General features: G+C 56.4%; 24 protein-coding genes and 1 tRNA gene. 17 read left to right on the forward strand and 8 right to left on the reverse strand.

Annotated elements, in window-relative coordinates; translation table 11 throughout:
* Positions 1-251: 251 nt before the first annotated feature.
* The 4 genes from clpS to QZ487_RS00210 all read left to right on the forward strand — a co-directional run bounded on the left by clpS (position 252) and on the right by QZ487_RS00210 (position 3,545).
* The gene (clpS, locus tag QZ487_RS00195) at positions 252-581 is read left to right on the forward strand and encodes an ATP-dependent Clp protease adapter ClpS (RefSeq protein WP_285977018.1); all 330 of its coding nucleotides are present in this window, start codon (positions 252-254) and stop codon (positions 579-581) included.
* Positions 582-681: 100 nt separating this feature from the next.
* Positions 682-1,914, forward strand: coding sequence for an LPS export ABC transporter permease LptF (lptF, locus tag QZ487_RS00200; protein ID WP_285975796.1), 1,233 nt, complete (start codon positions 682-684; stop codon positions 1,912-1,914).
* A gap of 12 nt (positions 1,915-1,926) precedes the next feature.
* Positions 1,927-3,024, forward strand: a complete 1,098-nt coding sequence (gene lptG, locus QZ487_RS00205; RefSeq protein ID WP_296022825.1) for an LPS export ABC transporter permease LptG — start codon at positions 1,927-1,929, stop codon at positions 3,022-3,024.
* On the forward strand, positions 3,021-3,545 hold the full coding sequence (locus tag QZ487_RS00210; RefSeq protein ID WP_296022827.1) for a GNAT family N-acetyltransferase: 525 nt from the start codon (positions 3,021-3,023) through the stop codon (positions 3,543-3,545). Before lptG ends, QZ487_RS00210 begins: the two co-directional genes overlap by 4 nt.
* A gap of 7 nt (positions 3,546-3,552) precedes the next feature.
* Here the strand turns inward: QZ487_RS00210 and QZ487_RS00215 are convergent, their stop codons facing one another.
* On the reverse strand, positions 3,553-4,650 hold the full coding sequence (locus tag QZ487_RS00215) for a fatty acid desaturase (protein ID WP_296022828.1): 1,098 nt from the start codon (positions 4,648-4,650) through the stop codon (positions 3,553-3,555).
* 143 nt (positions 4,651-4,793) lie between these two features.
* On the opposite strand from QZ487_RS00215, the gene QZ487_RS00220 reads away from it, so the two are divergent.
* Both QZ487_RS00220 and QZ487_RS00225 read left to right on the forward strand, forming a co-directional pair.
* Complete coding sequence (locus tag QZ487_RS00220; protein ID WP_296022830.1) at positions 4,794-5,954, forward strand: N-acetyltransferase; 1,161 nt, start codon at positions 4,794-4,796, stop codon at positions 5,952-5,954.
* A 277-nt stretch (positions 5,955-6,231) separates the two neighbouring features.
* Positions 6,232-7,026, forward strand: coding sequence for a response regulator (locus QZ487_RS00225; RefSeq protein WP_296022831.1), 795 nt, complete (start codon positions 6,232-6,234; stop codon positions 7,024-7,026).
* On the opposite strand, the gene QZ487_RS00230 is transcribed toward QZ487_RS00225, so the two are convergent.
* Entirely contained in the window at positions 7,027-8,709 is a 1,683-nt protein-coding gene (locus QZ487_RS00230; protein ID WP_296024079.1) for a CHASE domain-containing protein, read from the reverse strand. It abuts the gene before it with no gap.
* Between the two features lie 128 nt (positions 8,710-8,837).
* Here QZ487_RS00230 and QZ487_RS00235 point away from each other — a divergent pair, with 128 nt between their 5' ends.
* Positions 8,838-9,002: a NepR family anti-sigma factor gene (locus tag QZ487_RS00235; RefSeq protein ID WP_296022832.1), complete on the forward strand. Its 165-nt coding sequence runs from the start codon at positions 8,838-8,840 to the stop codon at positions 9,000-9,002.
* Positions 9,002-9,610: a sigma-70 family RNA polymerase sigma factor gene (locus tag QZ487_RS00240; RefSeq protein ID WP_296022834.1), complete on the forward strand. Its 609-nt coding sequence runs from the start codon at positions 9,002-9,004 to the stop codon at positions 9,608-9,610. The genes QZ487_RS00235 and QZ487_RS00240 overlap by 1 nt, the downstream gene beginning before the upstream one ends.
* A gap of 34 nt (positions 9,611-9,644) precedes the next feature.
* Here the strand turns inward: QZ487_RS00240 and QZ487_RS00245 are convergent, their stop codons facing one another.
* Together QZ487_RS00245 and QZ487_RS00250 are read right to left on the reverse strand one after the other, a co-directional pair.
* The gene (locus tag QZ487_RS00245; RefSeq protein WP_296022835.1) at positions 9,645-10,277 is read right to left on the reverse strand and encodes a superoxide dismutase; all 633 of its coding nucleotides are present in this window, start codon (positions 10,275-10,277) and stop codon (positions 9,645-9,647) included.
* Positions 10,278-10,372: 95 nt separating this feature from the next.
* The gene (locus QZ487_RS00250) at positions 10,373-11,596 is read right to left on the reverse strand and encodes a cation:dicarboxylase symporter family transporter (protein WP_296022837.1); all 1,224 of its coding nucleotides are present in this window, start codon (positions 11,594-11,596) and stop codon (positions 10,373-10,375) included.
* Positions 11,597-11,730: 134 nt separating this feature from the next.
* Here QZ487_RS00250 and glmM point away from each other — a divergent pair, with 134 nt between their 5' ends.
* Genes glmM through thiD form a run of 3 tightly spaced genes read left to right on the forward strand, consistent with a single transcriptional unit; the run spans position 11,731 to position 14,107 of the window.
* Entirely contained in the window at positions 11,731-13,068 is a 1,338-nt protein-coding gene (gene glmM, locus QZ487_RS00255; RefSeq protein ID WP_296024081.1) for a phosphoglucosamine mutase, read from the forward strand.
* Entirely contained in the window at positions 13,068-13,292 is a 225-nt protein-coding gene (locus tag QZ487_RS00260) for a DUF1272 domain-containing protein (RefSeq protein WP_285975808.1), read from the forward strand. Before glmM ends, QZ487_RS00260 begins: the two co-directional genes overlap by 1 nt.
* Entirely contained in the window at positions 13,289-14,107 is an 819-nt protein-coding gene (gene thiD, locus QZ487_RS00265; RefSeq protein WP_296022838.1) for a bifunctional hydroxymethylpyrimidine kinase/phosphomethylpyrimidine kinase, read from the forward strand. The genes QZ487_RS00260 and thiD overlap by 4 nt, the downstream gene beginning before the upstream one ends.
* Before the next feature lie 14 nt (positions 14,108-14,121).
* On the opposite strand, the gene QZ487_RS00270 is transcribed toward thiD, so the two are convergent.
* Entirely contained in the window at positions 14,122-15,006 is an 885-nt protein-coding gene (locus tag QZ487_RS00270) for an LOG family protein (protein ID WP_296024082.1), read from the reverse strand.
* A gap of 44 nt (positions 15,007-15,050) precedes the next feature.
* Between QZ487_RS00270 and QZ487_RS00275 the strand changes: the two genes are divergently transcribed.
* Together QZ487_RS00275 and QZ487_RS00280 are read left to right on the forward strand one after the other, a co-directional pair.
* Positions 15,051-16,190 carry a phosphotransferase gene (locus QZ487_RS00275; protein WP_296022840.1) on the forward strand — a complete coding sequence of 380 codons (1,140 nt, stop codon included), beginning with the start codon at positions 15,051-15,053 and terminating at the stop codon, positions 16,188-16,190.
* Positions 16,191-16,193: 3 nt separating this feature from the next.
* The gene (locus tag QZ487_RS00280) at positions 16,194-17,285 is read left to right on the forward strand and encodes a hypothetical protein (RefSeq protein ID WP_296022841.1); all 1,092 of its coding nucleotides are present in this window, start codon (positions 16,194-16,196) and stop codon (positions 17,283-17,285) included.
* Between the two features lie 12 nt (positions 17,286-17,297).
* Here the strand turns inward: QZ487_RS00280 and QZ487_RS00285 are convergent.
* Positions 17,298-17,371 (reverse strand) — tRNA-Gln (locus tag QZ487_RS00285).
* Between the two features lie 188 nt (positions 17,372-17,559).
* Here QZ487_RS00285 and QZ487_RS00290 point away from each other — a divergent pair.
* Positions 17,560-18,831: a Ppx/GppA phosphatase family protein gene (locus QZ487_RS00290; RefSeq protein ID WP_296022842.1), complete on the forward strand. Its 1,272-nt coding sequence runs from the start codon at positions 17,560-17,562 to the stop codon at positions 18,829-18,831.
* Positions 18,828-19,496, forward strand: a complete 669-nt coding sequence (locus tag QZ487_RS00295) for an RlmE family RNA methyltransferase (protein WP_285975813.1) — start codon at positions 18,828-18,830, stop codon at positions 19,494-19,496. Before QZ487_RS00290 ends, QZ487_RS00295 begins: the two co-directional genes overlap by 4 nt.
* A 43-nt stretch (positions 19,497-19,539) precedes the next feature.
* Here the strand turns inward: QZ487_RS00295 and QZ487_RS00300 are convergent, their stop codons facing one another.
* Positions 19,540-20,172 (reverse strand): c-type cytochrome, encoded by a 633-nt coding sequence (locus QZ487_RS00300; protein WP_285975814.1) that lies wholly within the window; start codon positions 20,170-20,172, stop codon positions 19,540-19,542.
* Between the two features lie 150 nt (positions 20,173-20,322).
* Here QZ487_RS00300 and QZ487_RS00305 point away from each other — a divergent pair, with 150 nt between their 5' ends.
* A complete protein-coding gene (locus QZ487_RS00305) occupies positions 20,323-21,216 on the forward strand; it encodes a prephenate dehydratase (RefSeq protein WP_285975815.1) in 894 nt (297 codons plus the stop codon).
* 317 nt (positions 21,217-21,533) lie between these two features.
* On the opposite strand, the gene QZ487_RS00310 is transcribed toward QZ487_RS00305, so the two are convergent.
* The gene (locus tag QZ487_RS00310) at positions 21,534-22,637 is read right to left on the reverse strand and encodes an isoaspartyl peptidase/L-asparaginase family protein (protein ID WP_296022844.1); all 1,104 of its coding nucleotides are present in this window, start codon (positions 22,635-22,637) and stop codon (positions 21,534-21,536) included.
* 110 nt (positions 22,638-22,747) lie between these two features.
* On the opposite strand from QZ487_RS00310, the gene QZ487_RS00315 reads away from it, so the two are divergent.
* On the forward strand, positions 22,748-23,695 hold the full coding sequence (locus tag QZ487_RS00315; protein ID WP_285975817.1) for an SDR family NAD(P)-dependent oxidoreductase: 948 nt from the start codon (positions 22,748-22,750) through the stop codon (positions 23,693-23,695).
* Position 23,696: the final 1 nt, after the last annotated feature.

Raw genomic sequence — 23,696 nt, forward strand, 5'->3', positions numbered from 1 at the left:
GGCGGAAACAATGAAGAGCCGGTCAGACCATCTGCGTCTGGCCGGTTCTTTTCGTTTCGGGCAACAGCTTCATAGGCTGGAGATATCCCACAAGCGTCCGTAGCAATGCGATGCCACCCATATTCATAACTTGCGAATTCCCATTCGCTTACGATATTGGCCGCTCGATGAACCATGCAATATCCCGATCCCTGCCGTTGAGTGGCTCCTCCATGAGCGGAAACATGCGCCCGTTCTTGATAGCGAGCGACATGGCCGGGGCCGGCGATGACGATGCCGATTCTGACATTGACGTCGGCATCGCGACCAAGACCAAGGCAAAGCCCAAGAAGCCCAGCCAATACAAAGTTCTGCTGCTCAATGATGACTACACACCGATGGAGTTTGTGGTCATGGTGCTGAAGCGTTTCTTTGGCATGGACCTGGAACAGGCCACTCGCGTGATGCTGCACGTCCATCAAAAGGGCGTGGGTGTCTGCGGCGTTTTTCCCTACGAGGTTGCGGAAACCAAAGTGAACCAGGTCATGGACTTCGCGCGGCAGAACCAGCACCCGCTTCAATGTACGCTGGAGAAAGACTGAATCTCTTTTGCCCGCCCCTGAGCTTTGAGGCATGACCGCGCTCGAATTTGTCGCTAGAGGTTAAGTATCAGGCAATCGGACAAGCGACACAGAAGCAAACGTGCTCAAATTTCTGCCCAGCATTGATCGATATATTCTTCGGCTAGTGGTTTTCCCGATGCTGGGTGTTTTTGCGCTAGCAGCATCGCTGCTACTACTCGACAAAATGTTGCGATTGTTCGATTTTGTCGCGGTCGAAGGCGGGCCAATCTATGTCGTTTTCAAAATGCTGGGCGCACTGATCCCGGAATACGCCAGCCTCGCAATTCCTCTTGGATGCCTTCTGGGAATCCTCCTCGCCTTCCGGAAGCTTGCGGTTTCAAGCGAACTCGACGTTCTGCGCGCCGTCGGCATGGGTTACGGGCGTCTATTGCGGGTACCCTATTTTATCACCCTCGTATTGGTGGCCGTAAACGTCGCTTTGGTATTCTATATTCAACCGATCAGCCGATATTACTACGAGCAGATGGAGTATGAGCTGCGCTCTGGCGCACTCGGCGCGTCAATCAAGGTTGGCGAATTTACAACTTTGCAAGACCGCATGGCATTGCGGATCGAGGAAAGCGAAGACGAAGGCAGGCGCTTGAAAGGCATATTTGCCCGCGTCGCAAACGAGAAGGGCCAGGTGCTGTCCATCTCCGCACGTGAAGGTGCGTTCATGGCAACTAGCGACAGCCCGGACACAATCATCCTGCGGTTGACCGATGGGACAATTGTACAAGACACGGGCAGCCGCACACCACGAGTTCTCAGCTTTACCAGACATGACCTGCCAATCGACTTGCCTCGGATCGAGGAATTCCGCGAACGCGGAGATGCCGAGCGCGAGTATATTCTACCCGAATTGTTGAGCATCGGCTGGAGCGACACCGAACCGATCGAGGCCCGGGCAGCAAGTCAGGCAAGTTTCAACTTCCGCCTGGTCGAGATCGTAATGATGCTGCTTATGCCACTTCTGGCGGTTGCACTCGCCATACCCCCTAAACGTTCGACAAGCGCGCTTGGAGTATTTTTGTCGATCATCATGGTCGTCTCCTATCACAAGGTGAACCAGTACGGAGAGGACATCGCTTCGCTTGGGCGGGTCGATCCAATCTTGGCGCTATGGGGACCATTTGTGGCCTTTGCCGCGCTTATCCTTTGGATGTACTGGCGGGTGGCCTATGTCCCCGGTGGTCAAGCCATCGGTGCCCTTGAAACAGCGACAACAAAAGCAGGCAAAGCGATCAAGAAACTTTTCAAACGGCGACACTCCCGGCAAATCATTGCTGCCGAAGCAGCCCCGGCGGAATAGAACACAGCCACGATGCAACTCGATTTTTTCCCTTCCCGGACACTAACGATCTACCTCGCAAAGATGTTCATCGTACGCATCATCGCTGTGCTGGTGATGCTTGTGCTTGTTTTGATGATGCTTGATCTCCTCTCGACCAGCGGAGACATCCTTGCGGTCGAAGGCAACGGCCAGGCTCAACTGCTCACCTATGCCAGTTTGCGGATACCGCAGCTTGTTTCGCGATTCCTGCCTTATTCAGTCTTGCTGGCGACGCTGATCACTCTGGTGACTTTGAACCAAAACAGCGAAGTGATTTCGATGAAAGCAGCAGGGCTTTCCGCGCATCAAGTGCTTGCACCGCTTCTGCTCACCGCTGCACTCGTCTCTGTAGTCAGCTTCGTATTCAACGAGCGCGTTGTGACCCGCTCGACAGCTACGCTCAAAACTTGGGATGCCGCCGAATATGGTGCGATCCCCGAAGATTCCGGTGTTCGTGCGAACGTCTACCTTACCGATGGCGACAGCGTGCTATCCGCAGCCAGCCTCACGGGCTCTCGCGACACCATTCGCATGCGTGATGTAACTTGGTACGAGCGCAGCGAAACGGGCATGATCCTGACACAGGTTCGAGCGCCCATCGCAACCTACGCGGCACCCGGTTGGAAACTCGAACAAGCGGTACAGTTCGATGTCGGCACAGCCCAATCAAGCGAGCCCTCTGACATGACAGTGGGCCAAAGCCTTACCCCGGATGATATCGAGCTCGACATTGTTGATCCCGACACAAAGCCATTCTGGGAGCTTTCTGGGTCAATCGAAGCATATGAAGCGGTCGGACGTCGCACTGCCGAGCTGCGCGCAAAATGGTGGCACAAGCTGTCCGGCCCATTGTCTGCATTCCTGATGCCTTTACTGGGAGCGGTCGCAGCCTTTGGCTTGGCTCGTTCAGGCCAACTGTTTGTGCGCGCCATTATCGGAATGGCGCTCGGCTTCGCCTATTTCGTGATCGACAATGCGGCACTCGCGATGGGCAGCTTTGGCGGATATCCGCCATTCCTTGCCGCCTGGGCGCCATTCTTCCTATTCTTGCTGGTAGGTGAGACTGTCCTCATCAGAACCGAAGAATGACCGGCCGCGATTGGACGTTGCGTTTGGCACGGCCAGACGATGCGGAGTCTATGCCAGCGATTGAGCGTGCTGCGGCAGAAAAGTTTCGTGGAGTTCGCGACTTAATCAATGTTGATTTTGACGATGTTTGGGAACCAGACGAACTGCGACCACTGATCCGCAAGGGACACTGCCTGGTCGCGCATGTCGGCGAAGAAATGGCGGGTTTCCTCGTTAATCAACCCTTCAGCCGAGAGCTGCACATCTGGGAAATGGATGTGCATCCGGATTATCAGGGGGGCGGGATTGGCGCAGGCCTGATCCGTGCGTGCCAGATCGATGCACACAATGCAGGGTTCAAAGCGGTTACCCTGACCACGTTTCGCGATGTACCCTGGAACGGGCCATTCTATGCGCGGCTAGGGTTCGAAGAAGTCACTGCGCTTGATGCGCACCCGAGGCTAGCAAGCGAGCTTGCGCTGGAGGTCGACAACGGTCTGCCCGCTGATCGCCGCTGCGCCATGATCCATTTCCTTGGCTAACCGGCGATTAGGGAGCGCGGCCGACGCCCATTGTGCTTCGCGCGATACGGCCGACTAGCTCGATCATCCCGCTATGGTTCGCCCCGTCATAGGTCGAATTATCGCCCAGTTCCTTGCGCAAACGGCGGTGCGCCTCGGGCAGGTCGTGATACGGCATAGAGGGCATAAGATGATGCAAAGCGTGGTAGCGAAGGCCGACAGGTGCCCAAATCTCTGCTGCCAGGCCAGGTGGCGGAACGTTTACGCTGTCAAGAAACTGCGCAGTGACTGTCATCGGTTCGCCATCATTTTCCCAAAGATGCGCCACCAGAGTTCTCAGCTGGTTTATGACCGCGGTCAGCGACGCAACACAAAGTGCAATCAGCAATGGTTGCCAGCCGAGCACAGAAATGCTGCCGATCAACGTCCATGCCCACACAAATCCGCCTATCTCTTGCCAGCGCACGCGCTTCGCCAAATTGCCTTCGGCTGGCTTGCGGCGAAACTCAGGGTTGATCATCAGCGCCGAAGCCTGCTCCCACACCATCTTTCGCAACGGCCGGATGACAACGCCGAGCGGAAGTAAGGCCGCAAAGCGCAATAGCAAGCCAATAGGCGCCAACAATGCAACCAGAACGAAAGCAGGCAAGCTCCAAGGCTTCATCAAGGCTAGTGGGAGATACTCCGGATCCTCGACCGTGCCATATTGCGTACGCTTGTGATGAAGTGTGTGCACACCTTCGTACATGAAGCTTGGCACCAGCATGGGGATGCCAACCATCAGGTTCCATGCAACACGGAAACCCGGCAATGCATCGCGGTGAATGTGCGTCAACTCATGGATAAACATCAGCGCGCGATAAAGCGCGAGCGCCGAGATAATACCGAATGCAATCGCGGTGGCAACTGAATCGGCGAGGATCGCAGCCGCCAAGGTTCCGTATCCGATGCCGGCCGACAGGGTCATGTCGGGCCAATAGATGCCCGGTTTCGCTTCGCCTAAATCCTTTGTGAGGTTGCGTGCAGCGCGCAGCATATCCTTGTCATCGCTTTCGATGAATTGCGCGCGCGTCGCCCTAGCTCTTTCAGCTCGCGGGGCGGTGGAAGGGTTGAGGGCTTTTTCCATCAAAATCTCATTTCGATTGGCCTTTACCCTATAACTGGGCCTGAGGACAAACTGGATGTGTTGGCAAGAGTGATCGAATGACTTGCTTAAGCGGCGTTCTCTGACCACACATTGCCGAAAGCCAATCAATACGGGGCAAGGGCGTGACACACAGCGATATAGTGATCGAGCATGTGCGGGACAAGAAAGGCCGCGCTGCCTTTGTTGATGTAGGCAATGCCTTCTCCGCACGTGTTCCCAATTCTGTTCCGCAATTGCGTGGCGAGCAAATCGAACTGATTACCCGAGGCAAGAACCCCTTTTTCGGCCACGCTCGGGCACAGCTCTTCATCGCCAAAGTGAATGGAAAACCTGTTGGGCGTATCTCCGCTCATATCGATGAACTGGCGCTTCAAGTTCCCAAGGAACAAGGCTTTGGTCCGGGCACGGGCATGTTCGGCTACTTTGACGCAGACAGCGAGGCGGTGGCTCATGCGCTTCTCGCTGAAGCTGAAAAATGGCTTCTTAGCGAAGAAATGACGAGGGTTCTTGGTCCAATCTCCATGTCGATATGGGAAGAACCAGGCTTGCTGGTTCGCGGGCAGGATCATCCACCCATGATCATGATGGGGCATCATCCGGCCCATTATCGTGGCTGGATTGAAAGCTACGGTTTCACGACAGCAAAGACCTTGCTGACCTATGACCTTCCGGTTGACCGCGAGTTTCCGCCATTGATCCAGCGCATAGTGAAATCGGGCGAGCGCAATAGCCGCATCACTGTCCGTCAGGTGGTGAAGAAGCGCTGGGATTCAGAAGCGGCAATCATCCTGTCGATCCTGAACGACGCATGGTCCGGCAATTGGGGATTTGTCCCGTTCACAGCCGATGAGATTGCTTACGCAGGCAAGAAGCTGCGCCCGATCATCTTTGAACCGCTCAACATGATCGCAGAGCTGGATGGCGAACCGGTTGCATTCTTGCTGACATTTCCAGACATCAATCAGGTGCTCGCCAAGATCAACGGCAAGCTATTCCCGTTTGGCTGGTTCCATATGCTTCGCTGGTTGCATTTCCCCAAAGGCTCCGGAATGCGCGTTCCCTTGATGGGCGTGAAGAAGGAGCTCCACAATTCACGCATGGCAAGCCAGCTGGCCTTTATGATGATCGATCAGATCCGCAGAACAGCGGATGAATTGTATGAATCGAAGCGCGGAGAAGTTGGCTGGATTCTGGATGACAACAAAGGGATGGTAGCCATTGCAGATGCGATCAATAGCAAGATCAACCGTGAGTACATCGTCTTCGGCAAAGACCTGATATGAAAAAAGGCCTCCGTCTGGGATGACGGAGGCCCTTGGAACGTATCACCAGCCGTTTGGACGGGAGGGGGGTCTCGGCGGTGACAACGTAGAAATGACCAATCTCGGATGCGGTTCCCCCCAGACACGAAAAATTTCAAAATTTTTTCCATGAGCTCAAATCGCGTCCGAAGAAACGCCATTGAGCGCCATAATGGACAAAAATCACTGCTCTGCTATCGCGCTGCATTCTGCGCGGAGTTGACCGCTTAGAAATTGATTTCCAAAGGGAAGTTTCAACATGTCGATTAGCGCTCAAATCGCCACCAATTTGCCCTACCTGAGACGCTATGCTCGCGCGCTGACCGGATCCCAGGAAAGCGGCGACAAGTTCGTTCGCGCAACCTTGGAGGCTGCCCTAGCTGACGAAGCGTTAAAGGCCAGCATGGCTGAAGGCCGTGTACCCTTGTACCGGGCTTTCACCACCCTTTGGCGGAGCGCGACCTCCGGAACAAGCGACACGAACAGAGCTTCTGGACTGCATGAGGGCAACGCGCAGGCGCGGCTCAGTTCGATTACGCCGCTCAACCGACAGGCACTGCTGCTGACAACACTGGAAGAGTTTCAGCCGCATCAAGTCGGCGAAATTCTCGGTGTTTCGGGAGAAGAGGTGAGCACTCTGGTCGAAGAAGCCATAACAGAGATTGACCGCGAAGCATCGACCAGTGTGCTGATCATCGAAGACGAACCTTTGATTTCCATGCAGCTAGAGGACTTGGTGAAGTCCTTGGGACACGAGGTATTCGCCACCGCGGCGACACGCACCCAAGCACAGGAAGCCGTATCCAATGGCAAGCCGGGACTGGTTCTGGCCGACATACAGCTGGCCGACGGATCTTCAGGTCTCGATGCTGTCGATGACATTCTTGAACTGGGCGATGTGCCAGTGGTGTTTATCACCGCCTATCCAGAAAGGCTGCTTACAGGAGACAGGCCTGAGCCGACCTACCTGGTGACAAAGCCATTCCGCGAGCAGACCGTGCGCTCGACAATGAGTCAGGCGTTATTCTTCAACTCGAGCAAGCCAATCAGCTAGTCAGTCCGAAAGGCGCGCTAACCTCTCTCTGATCTGAAATTCGCGGCGAACCCGCAACGGTACGCGCAGGGTGCAGCTCACGCCTTCAGGATCGAAGCGAATTGCGACAGGTTGGCGCAGCTCATGCGCTACGATTTTCTGGATCAGATCCGTACCGAACCCCGGCGTACGCTCAGCGGCCACCTCCGGTCCACCTCGTTCTACCCAGTCAACAACGACCAGTTCTTCTCCCTCGCTCCTCCAATTGATGGAAACCCTGCCGCCTTGCTGACTTAGCGCACCGTATTTTGCGGCATTAGTGGCCAGCTCATGAATTGCCAGTCCCAGGGAAAGCGCATCGTTCGGAGCAAGCTCAATATCAGGGCCGTCCATCACAACCTCATTGCCGCCGCCGCTATATGGGGCAAGCTCAGCCTTGACGACTGAACGAAGCGGAGTGGTGCCCCATTCCGATTGCGTCAAGAGATCATGCGTTGCGGAAAGCGCGCGAACGCGGCCCTCAAGGCTGTCGGCGAAATCATTAAGGCTGGTGGTCCTCCGACGAGTGAGCGAAATGATTGAAATGATACTGGCCAATGTATTTTTGACACGATGATTAAGCTCACGGGTCAAAGAATTGCGGATTGAATTCTGTTCCTCGAAGAATGTCAGCGCCACCTCGTCTTCGATCACTTGCCGCGTAACCAGACGCGCGAGCAAAAGCAGTAAGCTCGCCAATGCCAAACCAAACAGCAATGTTGCCATGGAAAGTGGAGACAAGCTGCCTGCTCGCGCAGATTGAATCTCAACCACAAAGGGCCTGCTTCCAACTTCAACCTGTTCGGCGATCGTCACTCCAGACGAAAAAGCGGGAGCATTCTGCGCCAACAGATTGGCGCTCTCCGGTGGGCCGTCGAACAAGCGCGCACCCATTTGGCGGTGCACCGAATGTTCCATCGCCGTGCCCAAGAAATACTGCGCGTCAAACGGACTAAAGATGAAACCCTTCAACCGTCGCGCTTCGATCGGGCCATCAAAGACGGGCATGAACAACAGAAAGCCAATTCTTGTTGTCTCTTCGTATTGGTTCAACACCACTCTTGCGGTCGCAGTTGGCCGAACCATTCGGGCCGCTTCGTCCATCGCCGCACGCCTGACGGGATCAGAATAGAGATCATAACCCAGCTGCGCCCGAGTCTCCTCACTATCGGGTTTCAAAAACGTGACCGGTACCAATCTTGTTTCATTCGCGCCAGATTCGCGGATAACTTTGTAATCGAACCCTTTTTCCGCACTGATCGCATTTTCGAATGCCTCTACCTGACCTACAGTGATGACTTCGGCCCAGCCAATCCCTTCAGAACCTCTTGCGTTGGAATCGAGCCGCAATTGGCTCGAAAACGTCCGGAACATTGGCAAGCGCACGTCGTCTGCCGCAGCAAACAGAGCGGATCCCGCCCGAAGATACGCTTCAGTCGTGCTGCTTCTGCGGTCCAGCTCCGCAACGAGTGTCTGCGCAACCTCACGCATGATCACACGCTCACGCTGATCTTCGCTTGATTCGATCGCAACTACTGCCACGCTTGTAATCACGGCAACGATCAAGAAAATCAGAAGCGGTACGGCTCGAGGATAGCGCACAAGCCATTGGCTAACGCGGTTCACCCGCGGCTTGTTTCGCAAATTCTCCGCCGTATCGTGCATCACTGGCAATGGTCCTAACCTATTCCTCGGGGAACAAAAGAGCTAAGGCATCGTTCCCAAGCTTGAGTGGTGGTGATACGCTAGCCGCGCTACACCTTTGGGGATCTGCGGAAGGACGCCAATTCGGCATGGGATCGGACAAACCACAATCTGGCGACAAAACAGTGCCTAAGCCTGATTGGGCGGACGGCCTGAAGGATCTCTATGACACCGTTGTCGAAGAGCCGCTTCCGGACAGCTTTAAAGATTTGCTCGCAAAACTGGATAACCCATCTTCAGATGGAAACAGCTAATGGCTGAGACTAAGCGCACTGCTGCTCAGAAGCTGGAATTCAAGCGCGAGTTGGAAGCGGTGATACCGCATCTTCGCGCCTTCGCACGTGGCCTATGCGGACGGCCTGACATGGCCGATGACCTCGTGCAAGAAGCTCTGCTGAAGGCCTGGGCCGCGCAAGAACGTTTTGAACCTGGCACATCCATGCGGGCATGGACATTTGTTATCCTGCGCAATGCGTATCTTACGGATATGCGCCGCAACCGCTTCCGCGGCGAATATGACGAGAGCGTAGCAGAGAGAATCCTGACAGCGCCTGCCAGTCAGGAAGAACCCATCCATCTTTCAGACCTGCACCGCGCGTTGTTAACGCTGCCTCCTGAGCGGCGCGAAGCGCTTTTGCTGGTAGGCGCAGGCGGCTTTTCCTACGAGGAAGCAGCCAACATCTGCGGCTGCGCGATTGGCACGATCAAGAGCCGCGTCGGGCGGGCACGCGTCGCGCTTACTTCTATGATGGAAGAAGGCTCCATCCCGCAACGTTCGCTTGACGACGCAGGTGCGCATCCCGCGATACTGCAGGAACTCAAGTCCGTCGCGAATAAAAGTGAAGAGATCGCCGAAAGCTAGCCATAGCCAGCTCTCGGCGAAGCTGCTCAATTAATCAGTTGGGATAGACCCACGCAGTTCCCCGCGCGAAATTATCAGAAGCGAAGCCCCAGTTAAGCTTTCCTTCAACAACCGCATCAAGATAGACCGGACGCTTGTTCTGATGGTCAAGATAATATGCGTGTTCCCATACATCGATAGTCAGCAGCGGGTTGAAAGCGCTATCCGCCAAAGTGTCGCTATCGTGCGTTTCTTCGATCGAAAGAACACCATTTTTCTCAGCCAGCCACACCCAGCCGCTTGCGAAATGGCCTGCGCCGCGTGACTTGAGTTGCTCCTTCAAAGCATCAAGCGAACCGAACGCTTCATCAATCTTCGCAGCCAGTTCGCCTGATGGTGCGCCGCCATCCGGGCTAAGTGAATGCCAATAGAAAGCGTGAGTCCAACTTTGCGCGGCATTGTTGAACAGGCCCTGATTGCTGCCACGTGCTGCGGCAATTACATCGGACATCGGCTTGCCATCAAGCTCGGTGCCGTCAATTGCGGCGTTCATTTTGTCGACATAGGCTTGATGGTGCTTGGCATGATGAAAGCTCAACGTATGCGCCGAGATAGCTGGTTCAAGCGCGGTATCAGCGTATGGAAGGGGGGGTAAGGGCGAATGCCATAATAGCTCCGTTTCATTCAAAATTCTGTTTGGTTACAAGTGAATAACGCACGAAACCGATATGGGTTGCACAACTCGGCTTGCAAGGAATGCAAACGGTCGCAGTGAGCTTCGGGCTAGTCTTCCTGAATGCGATCGACCGCGCTGGTGACCGCCACATTCATCGTCACATTGCCTAGTGTACGCATGATATCCGGCAGCATTTCAACTGCAACCAGCAACGCCAGTGGCTCCACCGGCACACCCATCGCAATGGCGATTGGTCCGATGGAAACAACAAAGCTGATCGATCCGGGCAGGCTGACCGAGCCAATGCTGATAATGATCGCCACTCCAATTCCCGCCGCCAAGAGCGTTGGAGAAATCTCGACCCCAGAAAGATGCGCGACGTAAATCGCAACCGCCAGATTCATCGCAGGGCTCGTGGCACGGAAGATCGCAACAGCCAGCGGCAATACAAACTCTGAAGTGCTTTGGCGCAGACCCAGTCTGCCAGAGCTGTCGAGCATGGCCGGCAGGCTGGCGAGCGAGCTTTGCGTCGAAACAGCTACCGCCTGTGCCGGAAGTACGGCGTTCGCAAATCGCCATGGCGAAACTCCGCCCAGCACACACGCAAGAATGTATGCGCCGATCAGCACGAAGCCGCCCATTGCGCTTACAACAAGGATGTAGTGACCCAGTGCAGCGAATGCCCCTCCGCCAGCGCGTGCCGCTACGCCTAAAGCCAAGGCAAACACGCCAATAGGGGCCAGCCACAAGACCCAACCAATTATCTGGAGCATCGCATTGGCAAGCGCATGAAAGAAATTAAGCAGCGTCTCGCTCTGCTTCTCAGGCAACTGGGTGATCGCAACCGCGAACAGCGCAAAGAATATCGTCAGAGGAAGCATCGCTGTTTCCGCAGCGGCGGCAACGATATTCGGTGCAACGAGTGATGCTAGAAAATCCGATAGCTCAGGTACCTGCTGCGCTTCCTGGGGCGTCTCGGCAAGGAATGCCGATGCGGATTCGGGAACAGGGACCATTGTGAGAAGCCACGGCAATAGGGCCGCCGTTATTACGCCGCCTGCAACCAACACCCCAAATACTAACAGCAACATTCGTCGAGCCGCCGCACTCGCCTTCGCAGCCGAAGCCAGCTGCACAATCCCCAGCACCAGCAAGGCAGCCACCAAGGGAATAATCGTCATTTGAAGTGCGCGCAGCCACAGCGTGCCTACCGGCCGCGTCCATTCGACAACATTGTCAATAAACGTGGTCCCTGAAAGAAACATGCCGGCAAGTAGACCGCCGACCAGCCCAGCAAATGTCCATGCCACAGGCAGTTTGATTGTCGACAATTCGAAGCGAGTTTGCGTGCCGTCCGTCAAATTATGTCATCCCTGCTCTTCCCTTCGCGCGATAACCACGCCAAAGGCGAGTGGCAAATATTGCTACACGGATAACAGGCAAACAAGGCGGAGATGCACAACAGATGGGACGAAAGTTCTTCGGCACAGACGGCATTAGGGGACGAACGAACCAGGGGGCGATGACCGCGGCGATGGTCATGCGCGTCGCACAGGCCGCAGGCGCCCACTTCGCCCGCGGAGAACACCGACATCGCGTCGTCATCGGAAAAGACACTCGCCTGTCCGGATATATGATGGAAAACGCGCTGGTCGCCGGATTCACGAGTGTTGGCGTCGATGTCATTATGACCGGCCCCTTGCCCACGCCGGCGATCGCGCTTCTTACTCGCGAAATGCGGGCGGATATGGGCGTCATGATCTCTGCCAGCCACAACCGCTATGAAGACAATGGCATTAAGCTGTTCGGCCCCGACGGCTTCAAATTGTCGGATGAAGATGAAATCGCCATTGAAGCGCTGCTCGAGGGTGAACCGCAGCTGGTTCCGCCAGCCGAAATCGGTCGTGCCCGCCGTATCGATGATGCTGCCGGCCGCTACATTCATGCGGTTAAACAGTCGATTGCCGCGGATATCCGGTTCGATGGCCTTAAAGTCGTAATCGATTGCGCGCATGGCGCGGCCTACAAGGTCGCACCGACCGCGATCTGGGAATTGGGTGCTGATGTCATCACGCTAGGTGTGAAGCCCGACGGGCTCAACATCAATGACGGAGTAGGATCGACAGCGGTCGGCGTGCTCAAGGCAAAGGTCGTCGCGGAAGGCGCTGATATCGGGATTGCGCTCGACGGCGATGCAGACAGATTGATCGTTGTCGACGAAAAAGGTCAAACGGTCGATGGCGACCAGTTGATGGCGTTGATCGCGACGCGGATGCAAGAGAAGGGCAACCTGCGTGGTGGTGGGGTGGTATCCACTGTGATGTCGAACCTCGGGTTAGAGCGCTATTTGCAAGGCATAGGTCTATCGCTGGAACGCACCAAAGTCGGTGACCGCTATGTTCTGGAGCGTATGAAGGAAGGCGGCTTCAATCTAGGCGGCGAGCAGTCGGGACATATGATATTGCTCGACCATGCAACAACCGGAGATGGAACTATCGCTGCGTTGCGGGTTCTCGCCGGTCTCGTGCGGACAGGCAAACCTGCCAGCGAGCTGTTTCATCTCTTCGATCCTGTGCCGCAATTGCTCCAGAATGTCCTGTACGAAGGCACGTCTCCACTGGCCAATGCCAACGTCCAATCGGTTATCGCAGACGCCGAAGCGGAACTCGCCGGCAAAGGACGCGTAGTGATCCGTCCTTCCGGAACAGAGCCGGTTATCCGGGTGATGGCCGAGGGCGATGACGCAGCGCAGGTAGAAGCGGTGGTCGACCGTATCTGTGACGCTGTGAGGAATGCAATCTGATGCTGGAAATGCGGCCTGATTGCGAACACTGCGGTACGGATTTGCTTGCAGAGGCGCCTGGCGCGTTCATTTGCAGCTTTGAATGCACCTTTTGTGCAGAATGCGCGGAACACCTGGATGATGTCTGTCCAAATTGCGGCGGAGAGCTGATGGATCGGCCAACCCGCACCAAGAAACTGCAAGAGAAATTCCCCCCTTCAAGCGAGCGGAAATTCGCCGGATGAGCACGGCCAGCCCTCCTCGCATCCTCAGCATAGCTGGATCGGATTCCTCCGGCGGCGCAGGGATCCAGGCGGATATCAAGACAATCACCATGCTCGGCGGCTATGCGATGACGGCTGTTACAGCCGCGACTGCGCAAAACACCATTGGTGTTCAGGCTATTGCCCCTATGGGCGGTGCCTTTGTCGGCCAGCAGATCGCGAGCTGCGTAGAGGATATCGGCGTCGACGCAGTCAAGATCGGCATGCTTCATGACCGCGATATCATCGAGCATGTTGCCAAAGAGCTCGATAGGCTTCCCCAAGGCACACCGATCGTGCTCGACCCGGTGATGATCGCGACATCGGGTTCACCATTGATCGCGCCGGATGCTATGGCAGCGATTGAAGATCTGCTCTTCTCCCGCGCCACTCTGCTCACTCCGAACCTGCCCGAGCTAGAGCATATGGCTGAACGCGAATTGCGCGATACCGGCCTGATGGAAAGCGCTGCGGCTGAGCTTGCGCGCAGCTATGACACCTATGTTCTTGCAAAGGGCGGACATTCGAGCGCAAACCAGGTCATCGATCTGCTTGTGGCTCCTGATGGCAGAGCACTGCAATACAGCCACACACGTATCGACACGCCTCATACTCATGGCACAGGGTGCACACTGTCGGCAGCAATCGCGACATTGCTGGGGCATGGCCAACCGCTTGATCATGCGATCACGCTTGCGCGCAATTTCGTCTACCGGGCGATAGAAGCTGCACCCGGGTTTGGATCCGGCAGTGGTCCGCTTGGCCACCAATTGGCCACCAAGCAGTCAGAAGCTTAAGCTAGCGAGCACCCCTACCGGGTAAGCTCGTAAAACTCTGCGATGTGGTTCCACGCATCCTCATAGTCCTCGCACCATTTGAAGAGCTCGAGGTCCTTTTTGGCGATCGTACCTTCTTCCGCAATCGCTTCGAAATTGACAACCCGCTGCCAGAAATCCTTGCCAAACAGCAGGATCGGGATCGGTTTCATCTTGCCGGTCTGGATGAGTGTAAGCAGTTCGAAGAATTCGTCGAATGTGCCAAAGCCGCCCGGGAAGACCGCCACGGCACGCGCCCGAAGCAGGAAGTGCATCTTGCGCAAAGCAAAATAATGGAAGTTCAGCGACAGGTATGGCGTCACGTAAGAGTTCGGCGCTTGCTCATGCGGTAGCACGATATTGAGCCCGATCGATTCAGCGCCAGCATCGCTCGCGCCGCGATTGGCCGCCTCCATGATCGATGGGCCACCACCCGAACATACGACGAATTGCCGCAACCCGTCTTCAATGATGGCTTTTTCCGAAGCCAATCGTGCAAGCTTATAGGCCTGATCGTAATACATTGCCTTCTCGGCAAGGCGCTTCGCGACCAATTGCTCATACTCAGTGCCGTTGGCGGCGGCATCAACCTTTGCCTGCGCAGTTTCAGGCGAAGGAATACGCGCTGAACCATACATCACCAGTGTGGAGCCAACACGCGCTTCATCAAGCAGCATTTCCGGCTTTTGCAATTCCAGCTGAAATCGCACAGGGCGCAATTCATCGCGCAGCAGGAAGTCTGTGTCGCGAAAGGCCAGCTTGTAAGCGGGATGCTCGGTTTGCGGGGTTTGGTCAGGGCAGTTCTCAGTGAACAGCGCTTCTTCATTGGCAGGATAGAATTTGCGTCCCGCCAGCTCATGGTCATTCTGTCCATCTGTCATTGCCATGCGAATAGGCTTGGCGGGAATACGGAGCAAGGAACTTTGTGTTCCATGCACAATTGCAGCCGGGCAATATGCCGCATATGCTGGCTGAGAGGGGAGAAGGATACATGGCGGCATTCCCGTCACATCCCGACGACATAACGCCGGAATGGCTGACTGATCGCTTGCACAAAGCTGGGTTGCTGCAACGCGGCAATGTCATCGGCTTTCGCTGGGAGCCGATCGGAACAGGGCAGGTCGGCGATAGCGCCAGGATTAGCTTGAACTATGATCAGGCCGGCGCAGGCCCAGCGACGGTCGCCGGCAAGTTTCCGGCCGCAAATCCAACCAGCCGCGGCACGGCCGCGATGATGGGCCTCTACACCAAGGAAGTCCGGTTTTACCGCGACCTGGCTCAGCAACTCGATGTGCGGGTTCCCGCCACCTACGCTGCTGAAGTCAATGATGATGGAAGCAGCTTTGTGCTTCTTTTCGAAGACCTAGAGCCTGAAAAAGGAGGCAATCAGCTCGATAGCTGCTCTTTCGACCAAGCGTGTCATGCAATCCGTCAAGCCGCCGCTTTGCACGCCCCTTCGTGGAAGAATGCCGCCATCCTGTCTCTCGATTGGCTCCAACCGCAAGAGGCCGTAACTTCGCAAATCCGCGCTCTCTATCCGCAAGCGCAGGCGGTATTCGCCGAACGTTATGCCGATGCGCTTGAACCGGAATTCATGGCGGTCTGCTCAGATCTTGCGGCAAGCGATACATGGCTGTTGCGCAATCACCCGAAAGTCAGCCTGGTGCATGGCGATTTCAGACTCGATAACATGCTGTTCGGTATTGGCAGCGGCGCGGAGCCGATTGCGATTCTCGACTGGCAAACTTTGTCGCTTGGCCATCCCATGACCGATATCGGCTACTTCATGGGCTGCGGGATCGGGAACAAACTGCGACAAAGATATGAAGCTGAACTGCTCGACCTGTACTGCTCTGAAATGACCGCGCGCGGCGTTCCGCTCAGGCACGATGACATTTGGCGCGACTATGTGATCGGCGCATTGCACGGCGTGTCGACAGCAGTGTTCAGCGCCGCCTTTGTTGAGCGCACGGAACGCGGAGACGCCAATTTCCTGTCCATGGTACGCGGAGCCTGCGCGCTCGCGCTTGAGCATGGTAGTCTCAAAATGTTGAAGGAGAATTGATCGATGGCACTTAGCAAGGGCGATGAATTTCCCATCCACCAAACGCCGGAACCTGTCGCATATGCCGGCACCGACCGTAATTTCTACGATCGTTACTTCTTTAACGGTTATGCCTCTGACGGGAGCGGATTCTTTGCGCTCGCTTTCGGTGTCTACCCTCATCTCGACGTAGCGGACGCGCATTTCAGCTTTATCCGGGGTAGCACACAATACTGCCTCCATGCGAGCTGTGAGCTGGGCATGGAACGGATGGCGATGAAAGTCGGCCCGATTTCAATCGAAGTGGTCGAACCCTTGCATCAGCTCAAAGTCACGATTGAGGAAACCGACGGCATTGCGGGAGAATTCACCTTCACCGGGCTCTCCTTCCCGATCGAGGAGCCGCGCTTTACGCACCGGATCGGACCGCGCGCTTTCATGGACTACACCCGAATGACGCAAAACGGACACTACGAAGGGTGGATATCGCTGGATGGTGTTCGCGAAGAAATGGCCGAAGGGACTTGCGGCACGCGTGACCGGAGCTGGGGTGTAAGGCCCGTTGGCGCGCGCGACATGCAGCCTATGCCGGGCGCACCCACGCCAGCATTCTTCTGGCAATGGACACCAATCAATTTTGCGGACGGCAGTCTGTTTTTCCACGTCAACAATGATGAACATGGCGAAGCGTGGAACACACGCGCGGCATGGGCGCCTGACCGGGCCGATGCCGCTGATATCGCCGAAGGTGACGGATCGATGCGCACCCGTTTGGAAGCTGGCACGCGCTGGCCGAATGGAGGCACGCTTTCATTGGCTGTGCCAGGCGCACCCGAACAATTGACCTTTGAGCCGATCGGCAGGTTCCAGATGAAAGGGCTGGGCTACACTCACCCGGAATGGAACCACGGTCTGCACCACGGGATGCTCAAGGTTGCGCGAGAAGATATCGACCTGGCCAATATCGATCCGCTTCAGCCCGAGAACCTGCATGTACAAGTGATCGTGCAAGCAATTACGCCCGAGAAGAATGGCATCGGCATCTTCGAACAGCTGATCATTGGCCCGTTCAGCCCGCTTGGGCTGACCGGCCTGCTGGATCCGGCATCAGGCTGACATGAAGAAAATTGGATGCCCCGTGAGGATTCGAACCTCAATTGACGGAGTCAGAGTCCGTAGTCTTACCATTAGACGACGGGGCATCATCAGCGGCAGCAGAAAAACGTTATGCACCGCGAAGCGCCCGCGCATCTAGTTTCGCACCTGCCTTAGGTCAAGGCCAATAGAGCGCGGTTTGCATGCTCAATGCTTGCCCGACGCCACCTCAATCGCTAGCTAAGGGGCAGGTCCCCGTGCGCGAAACGCGGCGGGAGGAAAGAAAGTATTGATTATGGCGGATTTCTCTCCGCCGGACGAACAAAATGGGGCAAGCCATCGCAAGGGCGGCAAGTCCGGCAAAGTAGCCGATTTTCGCTACAAACGCCCAGGTAAGCCCAAAAAAGACCGCGCTTTGCGCAAAGGTAATGCGCGTGCCGGCGCTGCATCGCGCAGCCAGACGCAACCGCGCGGCAAGAACCCGCCCAAGCAGCACAAAGGTCCGCCAAGGCCCTTCGTCTCGTCCGGCCCGCGCCCCGGGCAAGCCTATGCTGCTATCGATCTGGGCACGAATAATTGCCGGCTTCTGATCGCAAGACCCTCTGGTGAGGGGTTCACTGTCATCGACGCTTTCAGCCGTGTGGTTCGCCTTGGCGAAAATCTGGCAATGTCTGGCAAGCTGAGTGACGATGCGATGGATCGCACCGTCGCAGCGTTATACGTATGCGCGGACAAGCTGCGCCGCCGCAATGTCTATCTGGCGCGCTCGGTCGCAACGGAAGCTTGCAGACGTGCCTCCAACGGCGAAGCGTTTATTGAGCGAGTGCGCGAAGAAACCGGCATCGCGCTGGATATCATAAGCGCAGAGGAAGAGGCTCGCTTGGCAGTTCTAGGCTGTCAGATTCTGCTCGAGCAAGGACAAGGCCCGGCGATCATATTCGATATTGGTGGCGGCTCGACCGAATTGGTTTTGCTCGAACCCGGCAGCGGTGTGCTACAAATGGTCGATTGGCTCAGCGTGCCCTGGGGTGTCGTTTCGCTGACTGACACAGTCGGCAAAGTTGAAGGCGACGCGGAGCAACGTGCGGCTGTCTACGCAAAGATGCGCAGGGTTGTGCGTGAAAGTTTCTCTCATTTCGCCAAGCGGATCGGCCCTGCGGCAGAGCAAGGCGACCTGCGACTTCTCGGCACAAGTGGCACTGTGACAACGCTTGCCAGCCTGCACCTCAAGCTACCGCAGTATGACCGCAACGCCGTCGATGGCCTGATTGTGCCAGCGCAATCCATGCGCGGCATCACACAGATGCTGGCCAGCAAATCACCCGAAGATCGTGCGCAAGTGCCTTGCATCGGCAAGGACCGCTCAGAGCTTGTGGTGGCTGGCTGCGCTATCCTCGAAACGATCTTGGATATTTGGCCGGCAACACGGCTGGGCGTGGCAGACCGCGGAATTCGCGAGGGCATTTTGCGCAGTCTGATGGCGAACGAGCTGGCTCACCCTCACCCAATACATGAAGATCAGCCCAGTTGGCCCGCACGCGATCCAAACATGGGATATGACGCATGAGCCGCTCCGGGAAAGATCCTATCAAACGCGTTCGCAAAGCGAAGAAACGCACCGCGTCTTCGACCCGTTGGCTCGAGCGACAACTCAATGACCCTTACGTCAGGCAAGCCAAGGCGGACGGCTATCGCAGCCGCGCGGCATACAAGCTGATCGAGCTGGATGACAGGTTCGGATTGATCCGAGGCTCAACCCGTGTGGTAGACCTAGGCATCACGCCCGGTGGATGGAGCCAGGTGGTGCGCAAGCTTGCCCCCAAAGCAACAGTTGTCGGCATCGATCTGCTTGAGACTGAGCCGATCGAAGGCGTGACCATATTCCAGATGGATTTCATGGATGATGCCGCGCCCACCGCGCTGGAAGAGGCGCTGGGAGGGCCAGCTGATCTGGTGATGTCAGATATGGCTGCGAACACAGTCGGTCACAAACAGACCGATCACCTACGCACGATGGGCTTGGTTGAAGCGGCGGCATGGTTCGCGGTCGAGAACCTGACCGAAGGCGGGGCGTTTGTAGCAAAGGTTCTGGCAGGCGGTACAGATGATGACCTCCTCAAACTGTTGAAGAAGCACTTCAAATCGGTCAAGCATGCGAAACCGCCAGCAAGCCGCAAAGGATCATCCGAATGGTATGTGGTGGCGCAAAAGTTCAAGGGCCGCAGCGACTAACTCGCCACGGCCCCTAGAAATCTCTTTGAGTTTAAAGAGAGTTTTACTCGGCTGCGACGGCTTCGCCTTCAGCGGTTTCCTCAGCAGCAACTTCGCCGGCTGGATCTTCGCCTTCGCCACCATCTTCAGCGAGCACTTCCACATACTCAGGAACTGGCAGATTCGAGCCCATCGAGTTCATATACATGGCAACAGCCGCGCGATCTTCGATCTTGGGAAGCCCTGCAAAACTCATCTTCGTGCCATCGGCAAAACCGCGCGGATTCTTCAGCCACGCATCCATGGTTTCCCAGTTCCACGTACCGCCAACGCCGGCCAGCGCGTCACTATACGCATAGCCTGGTACATGATTACCGATCCCTGCGCCCATGACCGCATAAAGATTTGGGCCGATGCCGTTTGCGCCGCCCTGCTCAACAGTGTGGCAAGCCGCACATTTCGCAAAAACGCGTTCGCCAGCCGCAATCTGATCGTCGGTTGACATCATACTAAGCGCCTGAGCCATTGTCATCTCAGCCGCTGCACCTGCACCTTCGACCTCTACGCCTTCAATCACATAACCCAGTGTCTCAGGGCGCTCGCCCTTGAAATACTTGTAGCTCAGAGTTGAAGCGCCCAGCGCGATAATGCCTGCGAAGAGAACCCAGCCAGCGATTGTATTGAAACGATCATCCATGATGCGATGTAACCTGAAATTTGCTCTGCAATAAACGGTGGCCGCATTAGTCTCGCGCGCGCCGCTTAGCAAGACCGATCAAAACACTATCTGTTGCAGCGTGTGCAATAGGCTTGCGGCGCGCGAGCCAGCGCGATAGGCGCAAGCGCGATGCAAAGCTTTCCTGCCCCTGCCATGGCGATGGTCGAGACCATGCAAGCCGCCGCGCAAGCAGAGCCAGAACGCGCCATCGCGTTTCAGGGCTCTCCAGGCGCCAATTCTCACCGTGCCGCGATGGAGGCATGCCCGGATCACTTGCCGCTGCCGTGCTTCAGCTTTGCTGATGCGCTGGAAACAGTAAAGGCAGGCAAAGCCGCATGCGCAATCATTCCGATCGAGAATTCTCAGCATGGACGCGTGGCTGACATTCACTTTCTTCTGCCCGAGTCCGGCCTGAAGATCGTCGGCGAATATTTTATGCCGATCCACCATGCGCTGATGGGAATCACCAAGGGCCCCTACACCGCCGCTTACAGCCACCCACAAGCACTGGGCCAATCGCGCCATTTCCTGCGCGAGCGCGGGATCGTACCATTGAGCCATGCCGATACGGCAGGTGCCGCAGCATTCGTCGCGGAGAAACAAGACCCCGACCTTTGCGCCATCGCGCCAGCGATCGCAGCGGAACTGTATGGTCTGGAGATTGCCGAGCACAATGTGGAAGATGCCGCCGATAACATGACACGCTTCGTCATTTGCGCGCGCGAAGCCGTCGACCCGGTCACGCTTGCCGACCAGGATGCAATCACAACCTTCGTTTTCGAAGTGAAGAACATCCCTGCCGCGCTTTACAAAGCGCTTGGAGGCTTCGCGACCAATGGCGTCAACATGACCAAGCTGGAAAGCTATCAAAAGGGCACGAGCTTTTCCGCAACAATGTTCTACGCTGACATTATAGGTGCGCCGGGTGATCCGGCGGTCGACCGTGCGCTGGAAGAATTGGCTTTCCATTGCAAGGAATTGGCAATCCTTGGCAGCTACCGCCAAGCCCGCGCCCGCGGATAGAACGCCCCTACCGAAAAAAGCACTAGGAAAGGCAGCTAGTGGCGGTTGCCTAGCGTTGCGCAGCGTGTCACCAAATTCCATGACCCACCTGCTTTTTCTTGTCGTGGGCGCCGCATCATCCGGACGCTGAGTGAGAAAGATACCGCAACACGCGCAGCTGGAAGAGTTTGGTAGGCAATATCGGGTCGATGTGCATGCAGTATCACATCTTCTACCACCTGCACCCTTATATCCCTCTGGTGCGAACGCAGGCCGCTTACCGCGAAATCCGGCCCAAAGTGGAAGCGCGCGGCTGCGACTTGGACGAAAACTAGCGCTTAGTGATCGGGCGTGGCGGGGGGTACGTCGCTTACCTCACCGCCGAATATCGCCACTTCGTTCACGCCCTCACTGTTGGCGCGGCCGCGATACATGCCCGCCGTGTTGAAGCTGTAAAGAGCATAGCCTTCTGGTGTGACGAGTATGATACCGCCATCACCGCCAAGCTCCTTGACTTCAGCCATAACGTCATCAGCCGTCGCCTTGGCGCGTTGTTCTCGCGCGGCACCGGTATCAACCTGCTTGCGACCAATGAACCGGCGAAGCGTAGTCAGAAGCTCTCGCTCTTCCTGCTCATTGGCAATCCGCAGCCGCGTGCAAATCTCCTGCGCCACCCCAACGCGGATAAAATATTCACCCCAGCCGGTGGCAGAGACGGCGCAGCTGCGATTGTCGGCATAGGTCCCTGCCCCGATCACTGCCGCGTCTCCTATCCGGCCCCAGCGCTTGCCAGTCATGCCGCCGGTCGATGTGCCAGCTGCCATATTGCCGTCCTGATCCAGTGCAACCGCACCCACAGTACCGAATTTCAGATCGACATCCAGTGCCGATAGCTCGCGGGCCTTCATCCGCTCAAGCGATTGCTTGCGAGCCTCGGTTTCAAACCAGCTCGGATGGACACTTTCGACACCACGTTCCGCAGCAAACTGCTCCGCGCCTTCACCCATCAGGAAGACGTGCGGGCTATCCGTGCGCACCTTGTCCGCCAACATGATCGGATTCTTGATCGTTTTCACGCCAGTTATCGCGCCCGCGCTGCGATCACGCCCGTCCATAATCGACGCATCAAACTCGTTCTCGCCCTCCCACGTGTAGACCGCGCCCTTGCCCGCATTGAACAACGGATTGTCTTCCATCAGCACAATCGCCGCCTGAATGGCATCCATGGCGCTACCCTCTTCGGCCAAGATTGCAGCGCCCGCATCCAACGCTTCCTGCAATGCCGCCTCGTATTCGGCTTCCTTTTCTGGGGGAACGCTATCCGGCTTTATCGTGCCTGCCCCACCATGGATCGCAATCGACCATTTTGGACTGTCCTGTGCCAAAGCGGGTCCTCCGACGATTGCTGAAACCAAGGCGAGCAGCGCAAGCAGTTTTTTCATGGCTCGCACTATTCGTCAGTGCATGGAAGATGGCAACCGACTTTTGCGTTTGGCGATGGCCGGCTTGGGGGGTAAGTTGCTGGATGAAAATCTAGCTTGGGAGAGTGATCATGGCATTTGGTGCACAATCGACTGCGGATGAGGTGCTTGGCGGGCACGATCTGTCCGGCAAGACTGTGCTCGTCACGGGCGGCAATTCAGGCCTGGGCCGGGAAACTGCGCGCGCCATGGCTGCAAAGGGCGCAAATGTGGTGATCGCCGGGCGCGATCAGGCAAAGCTGGACGAAGCCAAGGCCGCGATCGAAGCCGATGTTCCAAGCGCAAGGGTTGAAACGATTGTAGGCGATCTGGGATCGCTGGAAAGCATTCGTGCCTGCGGCGCAGAGGCAAACGAGCGCTTCGACAAGATCGATATTCTGATCAATAACGCGGGCGTAATGGCTTGCCCCCAAGCGCAGACATCCGACGGGTTCGAAATGCAGTTTGGCACCAACCATCTGGGCCATTTCGCACTGACAAAGCATTTGATACCGCTGATCGAGAAGGGGCAGAACAAACGCATCGTCAATCTATCCAGCCGCGGGCATCACTTTGCCCCGGTTGATCTGGATGACCCCAATTTCGAACACCGCGAATACGAGAAATGGGCGAGCTATGGTCAAGCCAAGACCGCCAATATTCTGTTCAGCGTAGGACTTGAGCAACGTTTCGCAGACAAGGGCATTCATGTCTATGCTGTGCACCCAGGCGGCATCCAGACCAATCTTGGGCGGCATTTGACGGAGCAGGACATCGAAGCGCTATTGGCACGTGTCACCACCAGTGACAGCGCGTTTGAATGGAAGACCATTCCACAAGGTGCAGCAACAACCTGCTGGGCGGCGATCTCTCCCGAACTGGAGGGCAAAGGCGGCGTATATTGCGAAGATTGCCATGTGGCCGAAAATGACGATGAGTCGTCTGCCGGCGGCGTGCGCAGCTACGCCATCGATCCAGACATCGCCGATCAGCTGTGGTCAATCAGCGAACAGATGACCGGCGAAAGCTTTTCCGCCTAAA

It is taken from the genome of uncultured Altererythrobacter sp., assembly GCF_913057185.1.
Classification (GTDB): Bacteria; Pseudomonadota; Alphaproteobacteria; order Sphingomonadales; family Sphingomonadaceae; genus Erythrobacter; species Erythrobacter rubellus.